The organism is Streptomyces sp. NBC_00247 (genome assembly GCF_036188265.1).
GTDB lineage: Bacteria > Actinomycetota > Actinomycetes > Streptomycetales > Streptomycetaceae > Streptomyces.
Genome location: NZ_CP108093.1, coordinates 5333981 through 5350547 on the forward strand (window position 1 = coordinate 5333981; position 16567 = coordinate 5350547).

The window sequence follows — 16567 nt, forward strand, 5'->3', positions numbered from 1 at the left end:
ACAGAAGTTTACGTGGCCGAGGAACGGTGCTCCGCAACGGCCTCCAGTACGTGCTGGGCCTCGACCCGGTCCTTGGCGCGGCGGCGGTCCTCCAGGACCGCGGTCCAGGCGTTGCGGCGGGCGGTCCGCTGGCCGCCGCTGAGCAGCAGCGACTCGACGGCGCGGAGGGCGTGGGTGACGGTCGGAAGGGCGTGGGCACGTACCGGCGCGGCCTGCATGGCGGTGTTCCCTCTCGGGGCGGTCCGCGCGCTGCGCGGAACGGGGTGCGGGAGACGGAGGGCGACAGCGGGTTCGGCCACTGAGGCCCGTGGAACCGGGGTCACTGCTCCGGAGCCGGACCAGGATCACTGCTCCGGGACCAGGGTCACCCCTTGGTGTTACCAGGGCATGACCGGTCGGTCAAACACCAATGAAACCTTGATGCGCCCCGTGCGCACGCCGGGGCGGCCCATACGCGTCCCCCACCTGCGGGGAGCGTACGGGCCGCCTCCGACGGGCGGTTACCGCCCGGTAATGCCTTGTGCTCGGATTCACACGGCCGCGGCGCGCGCGACCGTTTTGGAGGCGGCCGCGTCGCGGGCCTCCATCGCCTGCTGGAAGAGGCGTCCGGCGCGGTACGAGGAGCGCACCAGCGGGCCCGACATCACGCCGGAGTACCCGATCGCGTCGGCCTCGTCCTTGAGCTCCACGAACTCCTGCGGCTTCACCCAGCGCTCGACGGGGTGGTGCCGCACGGAGGGCCGCAGGTACTGGGTGATCGTGATCAGCTCGCAGCCCGCGTCGTGCAGGTCCTGGAGCGCCTCGCTGACCTCTTCGCGGGTCTCGCCCATGCCGAGGATCAGGTTGGACTTGGTCACCAGGCCGGCCTCCCGGGCCCGCGTGATGACCTCCAGCGAACGCTCGTACCGGAAGCCCGGGCGGATGCGCTTGAAGATGCGGGGGACCGTCTCCACGTTGTGGGCCAGCACCTCGGGGCGCGAGGAGAAGACCTCGGCCAGCTGTGCGGGCTCCGCGTTGAAGTCGGGGATCAGCAGCTCGACCTTGGTGCGGCCGGCCTCGCGTCCGTCCGTCAGCGCGTGGATCTGGCGGACGGTCTCCGCGTACAGCCACGCACCGCCGTCCTCCAGGTCGTCGCGGGCGACGCCGGTGATCGTGGCGTAGTTCAGGTCCATCGTGACGACGGACTCGCCGACCCGGCGGGGCTCGTCACGGTCCAGCGCCTGCGGCTTGCCCGTGTCGATCTGGCAGAAGTCGCAGCGCCGGGTGCACTGGTCGCCGCCGATGAGGAAGGTCGCCTCGCGGTCCTCCCAGCACTCGAAGATGTTGGGACAGCCCGCCTCCTGGCAGACCGTGTGCAGCCCCTCGCTCTTGACGAGCTTCTGCAGCTGGTTGTACTCGGGGCCCATCTTCGCCCGGGTTTTGATCCACTCGGGCTTGCGCTCGATGGGGGTCTGGCTGTTCCGGACCTCCAGGCGCAGCATCTTGCGCCCGTCGGGTGCGACAGCGGACACTCCGGCACTCCCCTTAGCTTTTACTGCATTGGATTCTTCGGCGAAGACCAGGGTACGCCCGTCATTCGCACGGTCCTACGTCCGGCCAACCTGTGGCCGACGGGGGCTATTCCCCGTACGGCCCACACCGCGGGACCGAGGACGTCCGTGCGGGCGGCCGACGGCCCGTACGGCACCCCCGGGGCCGCCGGCGGTCAGGCGCTCGCGGGAGCGGGCGCCACCTCGCGGGGCGCGGGCTCGGCGTTCTCCAGGACGTCACGCAGGTGCTTCTCCACGACCGGAAGCACGTCCGCGACGGTCAGGTCGCGCCCCAGCTCGTACGCGAGCGAGGTGACGCCCGCGTCGCGGATGCCGCAGGGCACGATCCGGTCGAAAGAGGTGTTGTCGGGGTTCACGTTCAGCGCGAAACCGTGCATCGTGACGCCCTTGGCGACCCGGATGCCGATGGCGGCCAGCTTGCGGTCCTCGCGGCGCTGCCCGGCGTTGGAGGGGGCGTACTCGGGGCCGTTGAGCCGCGGGTCGAACTCCTCGTCCGTCAGCCGGGGGTCGAAGTCCAGCGACAGGCCGCCGACCGACGGCCGCCGCTCGACAGGATCGCCCAGCACCCAGACCCCGCTGCGGCCCTCGACCCGGCTGGTCGCCACGCCGAACTCCGCGGCGGCGCGGATCAGCGCCTCCTCCAGGCGCCGCACGTGGGCGACGACGTCGACCGGGCGCGGCAGCTTCTGGATCGGGTAGCCGACGAGCTGACCCGGACCGTGCCAGGTGATCTTTCCGCCGCGGTCCACGTCGACGACCGGGGTGCCGTCCAGGGGCCGCTCGCTGTCGGTGGTGCGCCGGCCCGCCGTGTAGACGGACCTGTGCTCCAGCAGCAGGCAGGTGTCGGGGACGGTGTCCTCGAACCGGGCGGCGTGCAGCTCGCGCTGCCTCTGCCAGGCCTCCTGGTACTCGACGGCTTCCGTGCCGAACCCCAGCCGGACGAAACGCAGCTCGCTCACGGCGATGCCTCCCTACTCGTGGTGACGCCGGCCCGGAGGGGTGCCTCCGCCCGTCGTCACCGTGCACTGATCGCGCCCGAATCACTGTACGACCGTCCCGGACCGGGCGGTCCGGCAGGTCGTTCCGTCAGCATGACCGTCACTCCTCACACGATCGGATGAACATGGAGCGAACCCGGCCGGGGCCGCTCCGGGGGCCGCTAAATTCACGCCGTTCCCCAAGGGCTGCCACGCCCGGCCCAGGCAAGGCAGGAGACCGCACCGCAGATGTCGGAACGACCCCCGCAGCGCACCCCGCACCCCCCGAACCGCAGACTCGCCGCACTCATCTCGGAGGCCGGCTTCTCCCACGCGGGCTTGGCCCGCCGGGTGGACCAGCTGGGGCTGGAGCACGGCCTCGACCTGCGGTACGACAAGACCTCGGTGACCCGCTGGCTGCGTGGCCAGCAACCGCGGGGGACGACACCCGCCCTGATCGCCGAGGTCTTCACCCGGCGCCTGGGACGCCGGCTCACCGCCCAGGACCTCGGGCTGGACGCGTGCGCGCCCGTCTACGCGGGCCTGGAGTTCGCGGCGACCCCGGCCGAGGCGGTCGACATCGTCAGCGGACTCTGGCGCAAGGACTCCGGCAACCAGGCGGACCTGCGCAAGATCGCCTTCACCCCGGCCGGGCTGGTGGTGCCGAGCCGGGACTGGCTGATCGGTCAGGCCGACGAGTCCGTCTCCCGGGACGACCTCCCGGCCCCCGCCCCGGCTGCCGCCGCGACCCGGGGACCCGGTGCCGGGGGCACCCGGGGCGGGCCCGGCGCCACTACCGGCCCCGGCCCGTTCGGTGACGCGCGCCCCGGCCCCCGCACGGGCACCCTGCACGGCCCCGGCGGCACCCCGGGCGCGGGCGCCTGGATCGGCGGTCAGCGCCCGGCCCCCGGCCACGGGCCGGGCGGCGCGGCGGACGGCGGCACGGGTACGGGCCCCGCCGAAACCCCCGGAACCCCGCGCCCCGCGGTGCCCCGCCAGCGGCAGACCGAGCGGGGGCCCGGGCAGCGCGTCGGCAACGGCGACGTGGCGGCGCTGCGCTCGGTCGGCGAACTCTTCCGCTCGCTCGACCACGCCTACGGCGGCGGGCACGCCCGCCAGGCGCTGATCCGCTACCTGGAGCACGAGGCCGAGCCCATGCTCCGGGGCAGCTACACCGAGACGACCGGCCGCCGGCTCTTCGCGGCGGCGGCCGACCTGACCCGGCTCGCCGGGTGGACCTCGTACGACATCGCCGCGCACGGGCTGGCGCAGCGGTACTTCGTCCAGGCCCTGCGGCTCGCCCAGGCCGCCGGGGACCGCGCCTACGGCAGCTACGTGCTGATCACCATGAGCCGGCAGGCGGTCTACCTCGGGCACGGCCGCGAGGCCGTCCAGCTCGCCCGGGTGGCCCAGCAGGGGGTGGGACCCGCGGCGCCCGCGGCCGTCCAGGCCCTGCTGCACGCGGTCGAGGCGCGCGGGCACGGCGTGCTCGGGGACGCGAGGGCGTGCGCCGTCTCACTGGCGCGCGCGGAGCGCGCCCTGGAGGCCGTGCGCCCCGGCGACGAGGCGCCGCACTGGGCCCGCCACTTCGACGAGGCCCAGCTCGCCGACGAGCTGGCGCACTGCCACCGGGACCTCCAGCAGTACCGGGCCGCCGCCCTGCACGCCGAGCGCTCGCTCCAGCTGCGCGCCCCCGCGTACGCCCGCAGCAGGCTCTTCTGCCGGGTGGTTCTCGCCTCGGCACGGCTCGGCCTCGGCGAACTCGACCAGGCCTGCCTGCTGGGCGCCGAGGCGGCCCAGCAGGCCCGCGAGATGCGCTCGGTCCGGGCGACGGAGTACGTACGCGAGTTCGAGCGCAGGCTGGAGCCCTACCGCGACGCGGCGGCGGTACGCGGGTACCGCGAGCAGATCGCGGCCCTCGGCTGACGGCGGCGACCCGCCTCCACCGCGGCCCTGCCGGGACGGGCCGCCCCCGACCGCGCGCTCAGGCGGCCCCCGACAGCGTGGCCCCCGGTTCCGGTACGTACCCCGGACCCGCCCCGAGATCGGCCAGGATCGCCTCCGCCGCGCGCCGCCCGGAGTGCAGGGCGCCCCGCAGGGTGCTGGTGTCCCGGTGGTCGCCGCACACGTACAGTCCGGCGAGCACCCGGACCGGGCGGCTCGGGTCGTGCGGCGGCGTCATCACCGGGACCGCCTCGGCGGTGTGATGGGTGGCCAGCAGTTCCCAGTCGTCCGTGGGCGTCCCGTACAGGGCCGCCAGATGGCCGCGCACCGCACGGTCGAGGCCGGGCGGCGGGGTGCCGAGCACCGCGGAGGTGATGAGCGCGCGGCCCTGCGGCGCACGGCTGGGGTCGATCCCGCTCATCACCGCCGAGTACGCGACCGGACCCGCCCCGCCCGCCTCCAGCACCAGCGAGGCGCCCGTGCCGGGAGGGGCGGGGGCGGTGTGGTGAAGCACCGTCACCGGATGGAAGCCGGGCACCCGCAGACCGGGCAGCAGCTCGGCGGCGGCCCCCGCGCCGGTCGCCACCAGCAGCGCCCGGCAGCCCAGCTCGCCGTGCTCCTTGGTGGTCACGGACGTGGTGTCGGCGGCCGTCACCTGGACGTCCGTCCGCACGGTGCCCGGCGGCAGGGTGGACGCCAGCAGCTCGGGCAGCGCCGCCGAACCGCCCTCGGGCACCCGGAGCGTGCCGCGCGCCCAGTCGCGCAGGACGAGTTCCGCGACCCGGCTCGACACCCGCAGTTCCGGATCGCTGAGCAGGGCGGCGAGCAGCGGGCGGAGGAAGCCGTCGACGGTACGGGCCGGGAGCCCGCGCGCCGCGAGCGCCGACTCCGCCGCCCGGTCGGGCTTGGCCATGATGCGGGCGGTGGAGGTGGCGGAGAGCCGGGCCAGCGACGCGCCGAGCCGGGCCCGGTCCAGGGCCTCGCCGACCGCGCCGCCGCGGCCGGACGGGGCGGCGCGGTCGGTGCCGACGGGGGCGCTCGAACGGGCGCGCATGGGCATGAACGCGCCCCTGGTGCTTCGTATGCCACCGGCGCGATAGTGGCGACCGGCGTTGTGGACCACGACCGCCGGATCGAACTCGCGGAGCACCAGGCTCGACAGCCCCGGTATGTCCCCGAGTTCCTCCGGCACGCTGCTGAGCAGCGGGCCGAGACGGTCGAGCCGGAATCCGTCCACCTCGTCCGTGGCCAGCCTGCCGCCGATGCGCGGTGTTGCCTCCAGGACGCTGACGCTCACCCCCGCCCGTACGAGAAGGTGGGCGGCTGACAAGCCGGCTGTACCGGCTCCGATGATGACCACGTCCGCGTGGTGTGCCGGGTTACGCACATGCCCTCCCCGAGTCGTGCGAGCGGTGGGAGGCTCATGCCCCCAACCTGCTACCGGAATGCCCGAGTTCGCCAAAGAGGCTAGGAGGATGGCCGATACCTGGACAGTGGCCCGTAAGCAGGCACCGGTGCACGGGGTCGCACGCGCCCCGGGACGGGACGCCGGACGGGGTCGCACGCGCCCCCCGGGACGGGACGCCGGACGGGGTCCGTCAGCCGAGGGCCGCGCGGACGGCGCTGTCGACGCCGGGGAAGGCGAAGGTGAAGCCCGAGTCCAGCAGCTTGCGCGGGATCACCCGCTGGCTGCCCAGCACGTCCTCGGCGAAGTCGCCCAGCGCGAGGCGGAGCGCCGGGGCGGGGGCCGTGAAGAAGGTGGGCCGGTGCAGGACCCGGCCCATCGCCGCCGTCACCTCGGCGTTGGTGACCGGTTCGGGCGCGGTGAGGTTCACCGGCCCGGACAGGGACTCCGTGTCGAGCAGATGGCGCAGGGCGGCGACGTGGTCGTGCAGCGCGATGAAGCTCCAGTACTGGCGGCCGTTGCCGAGCCGCCCGCCGAGCCCGGCCTTGAACAGCGGGAAGAGCTTGCCCCAGGCGCCCCCGCCCGAGGCGACGACCAGCCCGGTGCGCGTGTGCACGGTCCGGATGCCGGCCTCCTCGGCGGGTGCCGTGGCGGCCTCCCACTCCTCGCACACCGAGGGCAGGAAACCCTCGCCGGGCGGGGCGCCTTCGTCGACCGCGCGGTCACCGGTGTCGCCGTAGTAGCCGATCGCGGAACCCGAGACCAGGACCTTGGGCGGGGCGTCCAGCGAGGCCAGGGCCTCCGCGATCGTGGCCGTGCCCAGCACCCGGCTGTCCCGGATCTCCTTCTTGTACGCCTCGGTCCACCGGTGGTCGCCGACCCCGGCACCCGCCATGTGCACGACCGCGTCGCAGCCGACCAGCCCGGCCGCGTCGACGTACCCCCGGTGCGGATCCCACTCGACCTCGTCGCCCGACTTCGCGGGCCGGCGCACCAGACGGGCGACCTCGTGCCCGTCGGCCCGAAGCGAGCGCACGAGCGCCGCTCCGATGAGTCCGGTCGATCCGGTGACGGCGATACGGGAGCGCTCCATGGGCCCATCCTGCCCCATGGACCACCCCGATCGCCGCGATCGCCGGGGACACGGCATGGCACAGTGACGCCCATGCACGAGCTCCGCCTCCACGCCATACGCCCGGCGCTCCCCTCCGACGAGGCGGTGCTCGCCGCGCTCGACCGGGAGACCTGGTCGACCCTGCACTCCGTGCAGCCCCGCCCGCAGCCGCCGTACCCGCCGTTCTTCGACGAGCGCCACCCGCCCCGCGACTTCCTCGTCGCCCAGACGGCGCCCGGCGGCGGGCGGGCCGGTACGGATACGGACGCCGCCGGGGCCCCGGGTGTCGCCGGGTACATCCGCCTGGTCGCGCCCACCCCGCTCGCCTGCCACCAGCACGTCCGGCAGATCCAGGGCCTCGCCGTCGCCGCCACGGCGCGCGGACTCGGCATCGGGCGGGCGCTGCTGCGCGCCGCGTGCGCCGAGGCGAGGCGCCAGGGCGCCAACCGGATCACCCTGCGCGTCCTCGGCCACAACGGGCCGGCCCGCGCGCTCTACGCCTCCGAGGGGTTCGCCGTGGAGGGCGTGCTGCCCGGCGAGCTCTTCCTGGCGGGCGGGTACGTCGACGACGTGCTGATGGGCCGCGCGCTCTGACGGCGGCGGGGCCGCTCAGGCTCCGCCGAACCGCTCCCACAGCGCGGGCAGGCGGGCCGCCAGCACCTCGTCGTTCTCGAACGAGAAGGGCACCCCGGCCGGTTCGCGGGCCTGCGGGGGCAGCCCCAGGTCCGGCGAGACGACCCCGGTGAGCTGCTCGTACGCCTCGTCGGCCGCGTAGCCCAGCTCTTCGCCGTCCCCGTCGACCTCCTCGTCGAAGTCGTCCAGGAGTTCGGCGAGGTCGTCCGGGTCCTGGAGCGCGCCCTCGAACACCTCCCGGCCCCGGCCGATCAGCCAGCAGCGGAAGTAGTCGAAGGCGTCGTCGCCCGCTCCGCCGAGCAGCAGGGCGGCGGCGCCCCACAGGTCCCAGCGGTACGCGCGGTGGTAGCGGGCCTCGAAGTGCCGGGCGAAGTCGAGCACGGTCTCGGGGTCCAGCCGCACCAGCCGTTCCACGAGCAGCTCGGCGTGCTCCTCGGGGTCGCCCTCGGCGGCCTCGCGGGTGCTGTCGATGAGCTCCCAGAACTCCGTCTCGTCCATCACGAGTACAGCATCGGCTCCGGCGGCGGCCCACGCACGCGGAGCTGCCGGGCTTTCGTCCGGGGCGTGACGGGTCCGCGTGCCGGCCCGGTCCGGACGGGGCCCTACCGGTAGCGGCCGTGCATCCCCGCCGCCGTCGCGCGGAAGCGGGCGCGCAGCGCGGCCGGCGCCAGCACCTCGGCTTCCGCGCCCAGTGCCAGCAGCTGTTCGTACGCCACCTCGGGGGACTCCACCGGCAGGGTGAGCGTGCGCCACCCGTCGCCGTCCGGCGGTCCGGCGGCGGCCAGGGCCTCCTCGGCGGCGGCCCGGTCCACCAGGTGCGGGAGCCGCCCCGCACCCGCCCCCGAGACCCGTACGGTCACCTCGGTACGGAGCAGGGAGCGGGCGAACCGCGCGGACCGCTCGGCCCAGAACCCGGCCAGGTCGAAACCGGCGTCCCGCTCGAACCGGCCGCCGTCCGGCTCCGGCTCCACCTCTACGGAGACGAACCGGTCGACCCGGTACACCCGGAATCCGTCCTGGGCGGAGGGAGCCTCCACCCGGTCCGTACAGCGGGCGCAGAGGTACCAGACGCCCGCCTTCAGCACGAGCCCGTACGGCAGCAGCACCCGCTCCGCCTCGGCGTCGCCCCGGCGGTAGCGGGCCCGGACCGTGAGGTCGTCGCGGACGGCCTTCGCCACGACGGGCAGCAGCGCCGGGGCCACCGGGGCCCGGAACCAGCCCGGGGCGTCCAGATGGAAGCGCCGGGCCACCGTGTCCGGGGCGTCCCGCAACGACGGTGACAGGGCGGCTGCCACCTTGAGCCGGGCGGCGGACGCGGCGTCGGTCAGGCCCAGGTCGCGCAGCGCGGTGGGCAGCCCGGAGAGGAAGAGCGCCTCGGCCTCGCCCCGGGCGAGACCGGTGAGGCGGGTGCGGTAACCGTCGACGAGGTGGTAGCCGCCGGTGCGGCCGCGCTCGGCGTACACCGGGACGCCCGCCTCACCGAGCGCCTGCGCGTCCCGCAGCACGGTCCGCTCCGACACCTCCAGCTCCGCCGCCAGCTCGGCCGCGGTCATCCCGGGCCGGGACTGGAGGAGCAGCACCATGGTGATCAGTCGGGCGGCACGCATACCCCCATTCTCGTCGACGCGCGCGAGGGCCGGGGGCGCACGCGGAACGCCGTGGCCCCTCCGGTGTTCCGGAGGGGCCACGGCGTTCAGGGCGAGGGCGTCAGGGCCTGCGGATCAGAGTCCGTAGCGCTCCCGGGCCTCCTTGATCGCGGAGGCCGGGATCTCGCCCCGCTTGGCGAGCTGGGCCAGGGCCGCGACGACGACCGACTGCGCGTCGACACCGAAGTGGCGGCGGGCCGCGTCACGGGTGTCGGAGAGACCGAAGCCGTCCGTGCCGAGCGAGGACCAGTCCTGCTCCACCCACTGGCTGATCTGGTCCGGCACCTGCCGCATCCAGTCGCTGACCGCGAGCACCGGACCGGGAGCACCGGCCAGCGCCTGCGTCACGTACGGCACCCGCTCCTCGCCCCGGAGCAGCGCGGCGTCGGCGTCCAGCGCGTCGCGGCGCAGCTCGCCCCACGAGGTGGCGGACCAGACGTCGGCGGTGACGCCCCAGTCGGCGGCCAGCAGCTCCTGGGCCTCCAGGGCCCAGTGGATGGCGGTACCGGAGGCCAGCAGCTGCAGGCGCGGCGCGTCGGCCTTGGCCGGCGTGCCCTCCTTGAAGCGGTACAGGCCCTTGACGATGCCCTCCTCGACGCCTTCCGGCATCGCGGGCTGCGGCTTCGGCTCGTTGTAGACCGTCAGGTAGTAGAAGACGTTGGAGTCCTCGCCCACGACGGGCTCGCCGTACATCCGGCGCAGGCCCTCCTTGACGATCACCGCGATCTCGTACGCGAAGGCCGGGTCGTAGTTGAGCGACGCCGGGTTCGTGGCCGCGATCAGGTGCGAGTGACCGTCCGCGTGCTGGAGGCCCTCACCCGTCAGGGTCGTACGGCCCGCGGTGGCGCCGACGATGAAGCCCTTGCCGAGCTGGTCGGCGAGCTGCCACATCTGGTCGCCGGTCCGCTGCCAGCCGAACATCGAGTAGAAGATGTAGAACGGGATCATCGTCTCGCCGTGCGTCGCGTACGACGTGGACGCGGCGATGAAGTCCGCCATGGAGCCGGCCTCGGTGATCCCCTCGTTGAGGATCTGGCCGTCCTTGGCTTCCTTGTAGTACATCAGCTGGTCGCGGTCGACCGGCTCGTACGTCTGGCCCAGCGGCGAGTAGATGCCCGCCGACGGGAAGAGCGACTCCATACCGAAGGTACGGGCCTCGTCCGGGACGATCGGAACCCAGCGCTTGCCGGTCTCCTTGTCCCGCATCAGGTCCTTGGCGAGGCGGACGAAGGCCATGGTGGTGGCCATCTCCTGCTTGCCGGAACCCTTCTTCAGCGCGGCGAACGCGCGCTCCTCGGGCTGCGGCAGGGCCGCGGCGTGCACCCGGCGGGCGGGGGCGGGGCCACCGAGGGCCGCGCGGCGCTCCTGGAGGTAGCGGACCTCGGGGGAGTCGGCGCCGGGGTGGCCGTAGGGCACCACACCGCTCTCGAAGGCGCTGTCCGGGATCGGCAGGCCGAGCAGCTCGCGCATGTCCTTGAACTCGTCCAGGGACAGCTTCTTCATCTGGTGGTTGGCGTTCTTGGACTCGAAGCCCTTGCCCAGCGTGAAGCCCTTCACCGTCTGGGCGAGGATCACGGTCGGGCCACCCTTGTGCTCCAGGGCCGCCTTGTACGCCGCGTAGACCTTGCGGGCCTCGTGACCGCCGCGCGAGGTGTAGAAACACTCGGCGATCTTCGCGTCGGTGAGCAGCTTCGCCAGCTCCACGAGCGCGGGCTCGGCGCCGAAGAAGTGCTCGCGGATGTACGCGACGTCACGGGTGGCGTACGTCTGGAACTGCGCGTCCGGGACCTCGCGGAGACGGCGGACCAGCGCCCCGGAGGTGTCGAGCTGGAACAGCTCGTCCCACGCGTTGCCCCAGAGCGTCTTGACGACGTTCCAGCCGGCTCCGCGGAAGGCGCCTTCCAGCTCCTGGACCACGCGGAAGTTGGCGCGGACCGGGCCGTCGAGACGCTGCAGGTTGCAGTTGATGACGAAGGTCAGGTTGTCGAGGCCCTCACGGGCGGCGAGCGCCAGGGCGGCCGTCGACTCGGGCTCGTCCATCTCGCCGTCGCCCAGGAAGGCCCAGACGTGCGAGTTCGACGTGTCCTTGATGTTGCGGTTGGCCAGGTAGCGGTTGAAGCGCGCCTGGTAGATGGCCGACAGCGGGCCGAGGCCCATCGACACGGTGGGGAACTCCCACAGCCAGGGCAGACGCCGCGGGTGCGGGTAGGACGGCAGGCCGTCGCCGCCCGACTCCTGACGGAAGTTGTCGAGCTGCTGCTCGCTCAGGCGTCCGTCGAGGAAGGCGCGGGCGTAGATGCCGGGGGAGGCGTGGCCCTGGATGTAGAGCTGGTCACCGGAGCCGTCCCCCTCCTTGCCGCGGAAGAAGTGGTTGAAGCCCGTCTCGTACAGCCAGGCCGCGGAGGCGAAGGTGGCGATGTGGCCGCCGACGCCGTACTTCGCCCCACGCGTCACCATGGCCGCCGCGTTCCAGCGGTTCCACGCGGTGATGCGGGATTCCATCTCCAGGTCGCCGTCGAACTCGGGCTCGGCGGCGGTCGGGATGGAGTTGACGTAGTCGGTCTCCAGCAGCTTGGGCAGCGCGAGACCGGCGCCTTCGGCGTGTTCGAGAGAACGCCTCATCAGGTACGCGGCGCGATGCGGCCCCGCGGCCTTGGTGACGGCGTCCAGAGAGGCCGCCCATTCGGCGGTCTCTTCGGGGTCGCGGTCCGGGAACTGGTCGAGTTCGCTCGGACGCTTTCCTACGGGGTCGGTCATGATCGCCGCCTTCCGGAGTGGGAGGGGGTGGAGAAGTCCCTGGCTGGCAGGACAGGGCGACGGGCCGGTGGGCCCGCGGAGAACTGTAAATCCCTGATCGATGATCGATCAAAGGGTTGAAGGGGAAAACTTCTCGATATGAAGAAAATGGCATGGGGTGCCGCCAAATGGGGCACGGAGTGACGGGATAAAACGGTGTAAAACTGTCACGACTTGCTCGAAAGAGCGACGACGGTGACGGATGGGAAACCTGGCGGCAACGCGGACGTGAGAAATGACAAGTACGGACCCCGCTACTGTCCGCTCGTGCCGACCGCACGGACGGTGCTCGCGGACGCGCCGGTACTCAAGGGCGCGGCGCGCGTGCGGACACCGGTACTCAGGCGCGCGGCGCGCAGCCCAGCACGTGCGCCTTGACCAGCGGCCCGATCTGCGGATCCTGCCGCAGGAACGCGTCGATGAGCGCCTCGTGCTCCTCCGCGTACGACTTCTGCACCGTGCCCAGCCAGCGGATCGACAGGGCCGTGAACACCTCGATGCCCAGCCCTTCCCAGGTGTGCAGCAGCACCGCGTTGCCGGCCGCCCGCACCAGCTCCCGGTGGAAGCCCACCGTGTGCCGCACCTGCGCCTCCCCGTCGGCCGCCCGGTCGGCCTCGTAGAGGGCACTCACGTGCGGCTGGAGGGCCGAGCAGTCCGCGCCGAGGGCGGAGGCCGCCAGCTCCGCCGCGATCTGCTCCAGACCCGCACGCACGGGGTAGCTCTCCTCCAGGTCCGCGGCCGTCAGATTGCGGACCCGGACGCCCTTGTTGGGCGCCGACTCGATCAGCCGCAGCGTCTCCAGCTCGCGCAGCGCCTCGCGCACCGGCGTCTGGCTGACCTCCAGTTCGGTGGCGATCCGCCGCTCCACGATGCGCTCGCCCGGCTTCCAGCGCCCGCTGACTATCCCGTCCACGATGTGCTCGCGGATCTGCTCGCGCAGCGAGTGGACGACGGGCGGGGTCATGAGGTGCTCCTTCGGGCGAACCGGTGCCGCCTGGGACCGGCCACGGTCGCTGAGGCCCGTGGTGTTGACCGGCAGTGACCGCCGGATACCCCCTAGACAATACGGCGGCGCCCCCGCCCGGGAGGTGGTCCGGACGGGGGCGCCGCTGGTGAGGCTCGTTACAACAGGATCGTTCAGAGGCCGAGCTCGACCTCGAACTCACCGGCCTCCAGGATCGCCTTGACCGAGGTCAGGTAACGGGCGGCGTCCGCGCCGTCCACCAGACGGTGGTCGTAGGAGAGCGAGAGGTACGTCATGTCACGGATGCCGATGACGGTGCCCTCGGCGGTCTCGATGACGGCCGGGCGCTTCACGGTGGCACCGATGCCCAGGATGGCGGCCTGGTTCGGGGGCACGATGACGGTGTCGAACAGCGCACCGCGCGAACCGGTGTTGCTGATGGTGAAGGTGGCACCCGACATGTCGTCCGGGGTGAGGCCGCCACCGCGGGCCTTGCCGGCCAGCTCTGCGGTCTTCTTCGAGATACCGGCGATGTTCAGGTCGCCCGCACCCTTGATGACCGGGGTCATCAGACCCTTCTCGGCGTCCACGGCGATGCCGATGTTCTCCGAGTCGAAGTACGTGATGGTGCCCTCGTCCTCGTTGATCCGGGCGTTGATGACCGGGTGGGCCTTCAGCGCCTGGGCCGCCGCCTTCACGAAGAACGGCATCGGGGACAGCTTGACGCCCTCACGGGCGGCGAACGCGGCCTTCGCCTGGTTGCGCAGCTTCATCAGCTTGGTGATGTCGACCTCGACGACCGAGGTCAGCTGGGCCTGCGAGTGCAGCGCCTTCATCATGTTCTCGCCGATGACCTTGCGCATGCGCGTCATCTTGACGGTCTGACCGCGCAGCGGCGACGCCTCCAGCTTCGGCGCCTTGGAGGCGGCCGGAGCGGCGGCGGCAGCGGGAGCCGGAGCGGCCGCGGCGGCCTTGGCGGCCTCCGCGGCGGCGACGACGTCCTGCTTGCGGATGCGGCCACCGACGCCGGTGCCCTTCACCGCGCCCAGGTCGACGCCGTTCTCCGAGGCGAGCTTGCGGACCAGCGGCGTGACGTACGCGCCGTCGTCACCGGAGGTCGCGGCCGGGGTGACCGGAGCCGGAGCGGCGACCGGGGCCGGGGCAGCCGGAGCGGCCGGAGCCGGGGCAGCCGGGGCAGCGGCCACGGGGGCCGGAGCCGGTGCCGGGGCGGCCGGTGCCGGAGCAGCCGGAGCCGGAGCGGCCGGAGCCGGTGCCGGGGCGGCGGCCGGAGCCGGTGCCGGAGCGGCGGCCGGAGCGGCGCCCTTGGCACCGATGACGGCGAGCTTGGCGCCGACCTCGGCGGTCTCGTCCTCGGCGACGACGATCTCCAGCAGCACGCCGGAGACCGGGGCCGGGATCTCGGTGTCGACCTTGTCCGTGGAGACCTCGAGCAGGGGCTCGTCCTCCGTGACCTCCTCGCCGACCTCCTTCAGCCAGCGGGTGACGGTGCCCTCGGTGACGCTCTCGCCGAGCGCCGGGAGGGTGACGTCGGTGCCCTCGGCGGAGGACGCGCTGGCGGTGGCCTCGGCGGTCGGGGCCGGGGCGGGAGCCTCGGTCTCGGTCGACGGGGCGGTGGGGGCCTCGGTGGCCGGAGCGGCGGCCTCGGCCGGGGCGGCGGCCGGCGCGGGGGCGCCGGAGCCGTCGTCGATGATGGCCAGCTCGGCGCCGACCTCGACGGACTCGTCCTCGGCGACCTTGATGGACGCGAGGATGCCGGAGACGGGGGCCGGGATCTCGGTGTCGACCTTGTCGGTCGAGACCTCCAGCAACGGCTCGTCAGCCTCGACGCGCTCGCCCTCGGCCTTCAGCCAACGGGTGACAGTGCCCTCGGTGACGCTCTCGCCGAGCGCCGGAAGGGTTACGGAAACCGACATGGTTTCGGTTGCTCCTTACGAATTGCGGAAGTGGTCGGTCGTCGCCCGGGACTGGATCAGTCGTGGGAGTGGAGCGGCTTGCCGGCCAGCGCGAGGTGGGCCTCGCCCATGGCCTCGTTCTGGGTCGGGTGGGCGTGGATGAGCTGCGCGACCTCGGCCGGCAGCGCCTCCCAGTTGTAGATCAGCTGTGCTTCGCCGACCTGCTCGCCCATACGGTCGCCGACCATGTGGACGCCGACCACGGCACCGTCCTTGACCTGGACGAGCTTGATCTCGCCCGCGGTCTTCAGGATCTTGCTCTTGCCGTTGCCCGCCAGGTTGTACTTGAGGGCGACGACCTTGTCCGCACCGTAGATCTCCTTGGCCTTGGCCTCGGAGATGCCGACGGAGGCGACCTCGGGGTGGCAGTACGTCACCTTCGGCACCCCGTCGTAGTCGATCGGGACGACCTTCAGACCGGCCAGCCGCTCCGCGACGAGGATGCCCTCGGCGAAGCCGACGTGCGCGAGCTGGAGGGTCGGCGCGAGGTCGCCCACGGCCGAGATCGTGGGCACGTTGGTCTGCATGTACTCGTCGACGAGGACGTAGCCGCGGTCCATCGCGACCCCGGCCTCCTCGTAACCGAGACCCTGCGACACCGGGCCGCGGCCGATCGCGACCAGCAGCAGCTCGGCCTCGAAGGTCTTGCCGTCGGCGAGGGTCACGCGGACGCCGTCCTGCGTGTACTCGGCCTTGTCGAAGAAGGTGCCGAGGTTGAACTTGATGCCGCGCTTGCGGAACGCGCGCTCCAGAAGCTTCGAGCTGTTCTCGTCCTCGACCGGGACCAGGTGCTTCAGGCCCTCGACGATGGTCACGTCGGTGCCGAAGGACTTCCACGCCGAGGCGAACTCGACACCGATGACGCCGCCGCCGAGCACGATGGCCGACTTCGGGACACGGTCGAGCTTCAGCGCGTGGTCCGAGGAGATGATGCGGTTGCCGTCGATCTCCAGGCCCGGCAGCGAGCGCGGCACGGAGCCGGTCGCCAGCACGATGTGGCGGCCCTGGATGCGCTCGCCGTTCACGTCCACCGAGGTCGGGGACGACAGACGGCCCTCGCCCTCGACGTAGTGCACCTTGCGCGAGGCGATGAGACCCTGCAGGCCCTTGTACAGGCCGGAGATCACTTCGTCCTTGTACTTGTGGACCGCCTCGATGTCGATGCCCTCGAAGGTGGCCTTGACACCGAACTGCTCGGCCTCGCGCGCCTGGTCGGCGATCTCGCCGGCGTGCAGCAGCGCCTTGGTCGGGATGCAGCCGTTGTGCAGGCAGGTACCGCCGACCTTGCCCTTCTCGATCAGGGCGACGTCCAGGCCCAGCTGCGCTCCGCGCAGGGCCGCGGCGTAACCGCCACTGCCACCGCCGAGGATCACTAGGTCGAAAACGGTGCTGGCGTCGTTCGCCACGTCACGTCCTCCATGCATGTGCGCCGTACGCCGGGCCCCGTGGGGTGTGACCGGCCGGTCGGCTGGTGTTCGGCCGCTTGAGTCGTTCGGCCCTGTGGTGGGGGCCCTGTCCTGCCGAGAACCCATCTTCGCACTTGTTGACCGCCGACGGGACGCGGG

General features: G+C 72.8%; 13 protein-coding genes. 2 read left to right on the forward strand and 11 right to left on the reverse strand.

Annotated features, from left to right (window positions below; translation table 11 throughout):
- Window positions 1-8: 8 nt before the first annotated feature.
- From OHT52_RS23230 to lipB, 3 genes are all read right to left on the reverse strand, one after another.
- Window positions 9-218 carry an SCO2195 family GlnR-regulated protein gene (locus OHT52_RS23230; protein WP_328722109.1) on the reverse strand — a complete coding sequence of 70 codons (210 nt, stop codon included), beginning with the start codon at window positions 216-218 and terminating at the stop codon, window positions 9-11.
- Between the two features lie 312 nt (window positions 219-530).
- Window positions 531-1511 (reverse strand): lipoyl synthase, encoded by a 981-nt coding sequence (gene lipA, locus OHT52_RS23235; RefSeq protein ID WP_328722110.1) that lies wholly within the window; start codon window positions 1509-1511, stop codon window positions 531-533.
- A gap of 194 nt (window positions 1512-1705) precedes the next feature.
- Window positions 1706-2509: a lipoyl(octanoyl) transferase LipB gene (gene lipB / locus OHT52_RS23240; protein WP_328722111.1), complete on the reverse strand. Its 804-nt coding sequence runs from the start codon at window positions 2507-2509 to the stop codon at window positions 1706-1708.
- Window positions 2510-2776: 267 nt separating this feature from the next.
- Here lipB and OHT52_RS23245 point away from each other — a divergent pair, with 267 nt between their 5' ends.
- The gene (locus OHT52_RS23245; protein WP_328722112.1) at window positions 2777-4453 is read left to right on the forward strand and encodes a regulator; all 1677 of its coding nucleotides are present in this window, start codon (window positions 2777-2779) and stop codon (window positions 4451-4453) included.
- Between the two features lie 58 nt (window positions 4454-4511).
- Here the strand turns inward: OHT52_RS23245 and OHT52_RS23250 are convergent, their stop codons facing one another.
- Together OHT52_RS23250 and OHT52_RS23255 are read right to left on the reverse strand one after the other, a co-directional pair.
- Window positions 4512-5858: an NAD(P)/FAD-dependent oxidoreductase gene (locus tag OHT52_RS23250; RefSeq protein WP_328722113.1), complete on the reverse strand. Its 1347-nt coding sequence runs from the start codon at window positions 5856-5858 to the stop codon at window positions 4512-4514.
- 211 nt (window positions 5859-6069) lie between these two features.
- On the reverse strand, window positions 6070-6969 hold the full coding sequence (locus OHT52_RS23255) for a TIGR01777 family oxidoreductase (RefSeq protein ID WP_328722114.1): 900 nt from the start codon (window positions 6967-6969) through the stop codon (window positions 6070-6072).
- Between the two features lie 72 nt (window positions 6970-7041).
- Here OHT52_RS23255 and OHT52_RS23260 point away from each other — a divergent pair, with 72 nt between their 5' ends.
- Window positions 7042-7584, forward strand: a complete 543-nt coding sequence (locus OHT52_RS23260; protein ID WP_328722115.1) for a GNAT family N-acetyltransferase — start codon at window positions 7042-7044, stop codon at window positions 7582-7584.
- Between the two features lie 15 nt (window positions 7585-7599).
- Here the strand turns inward: OHT52_RS23260 and OHT52_RS23265 are convergent, their stop codons facing one another.
- The 6 genes from OHT52_RS23265 to lpdA form a co-directional block, all read right to left on the reverse strand.
- Window positions 7600-8121, reverse strand: a complete 522-nt coding sequence (locus OHT52_RS23265; protein WP_328723863.1) for a DUF4240 domain-containing protein — start codon at window positions 8119-8121, stop codon at window positions 7600-7602.
- Window positions 8122-8225: 104 nt separating this feature from the next.
- Window positions 8226-9230, reverse strand: coding sequence for a helix-turn-helix transcriptional regulator (locus OHT52_RS23270; RefSeq protein WP_328722116.1), 1005 nt, complete (start codon window positions 9228-9230; stop codon window positions 8226-8228).
- A gap of 114 nt (window positions 9231-9344) precedes the next feature.
- Window positions 9345-12026, reverse strand: a complete 2682-nt coding sequence (gene aceE / locus OHT52_RS23275; RefSeq protein WP_328722117.1) for a pyruvate dehydrogenase (acetyl-transferring), homodimeric type — start codon at window positions 12024-12026, stop codon at window positions 9345-9347.
- Between the two features lie 379 nt (window positions 12027-12405).
- Window positions 12406-13029, reverse strand: a complete 624-nt coding sequence (locus tag OHT52_RS23280; protein ID WP_328722118.1) for a GntR family transcriptional regulator — start codon at window positions 13027-13029, stop codon at window positions 12406-12408.
- Window positions 13030-13202: 173 nt separating this feature from the next.
- Window positions 13203-14963, reverse strand: coding sequence for a 2-oxoglutarate dehydrogenase, E2 component, dihydrolipoamide succinyltransferase (gene sucB, locus OHT52_RS23285; protein ID WP_328722119.1), 1761 nt, complete (start codon window positions 14961-14963; stop codon window positions 13203-13205).
- A gap of 56 nt (window positions 14964-15019) precedes the next feature.
- A complete protein-coding gene (gene lpdA / locus OHT52_RS23290) occupies window positions 15020-16408 on the reverse strand; it encodes a dihydrolipoyl dehydrogenase (RefSeq protein ID WP_327175331.1) in 1389 nt (462 codons plus the stop codon).
- Between the last annotated feature and the right edge of the window lie 159 nt (window positions 16409-16567).

What these genes read in the sequence shown, in the direction of transcription:
- OHT52_RS23255 (WP_328722114.1), bottom strand. Translation starts at nt 6,969, where the DNA reads ATGGAGCGCTCCCGTATCGCCGTCACCGGATCGACCGGACTCATCGGA.
- OHT52_RS23280 (WP_328722118.1), bottom strand. Translation starts at nt 13,029, where the DNA reads ATGACCCCGCCCGTCGTCCACTCGCTGCGCGAGCAGATCCGCGAGCAC.
- OHT52_RS23265 (WP_328723863.1), bottom strand. Translation starts at nt 8,121, where the DNA reads ATGGACGAGACGGAGTTCTGGGAGCTCATCGACAGCACCCGCGAGGCC.
- sucB (WP_328722119.1), bottom strand. Translation starts at nt 14,963, where the DNA reads ATGTCGGTTTCCGTAACCCTTCCGGCGCTCGGCGAGAGCGTCACCGAG.
- OHT52_RS23245 (WP_328722112.1), top strand. Translation starts at nt 2,777, where the DNA reads ATGTCGGAACGACCCCCGCAGCGCACCCCGCACCCCCCGAACCGCAGA.
- OHT52_RS23260 (WP_328722115.1), top strand. Translation starts at nt 7,042, where the DNA reads ATGCACGAGCTCCGCCTCCACGCCATACGCCCGGCGCTCCCCTCCGAC.
- aceE (WP_328722117.1), bottom strand. Translation starts at nt 12,026, where the DNA reads ATGACCGACCCCGTAGGAAAGCGTCCGAGCGAACTCGACCAGTTCCCG.
- OHT52_RS23270 (WP_328722116.1), bottom strand. Translation starts at nt 9,230, where the DNA reads ATGCGTGCCGCCCGACTGATCACCATGGTGCTGCTCCTCCAGTCCCGG.
- OHT52_RS23230 (WP_328722109.1), bottom strand. Translation starts at nt 218, where the DNA reads ATGCAGGCCGCGCCGGTACGTGCCCACGCCCTTCCGACCGTCACCCAC.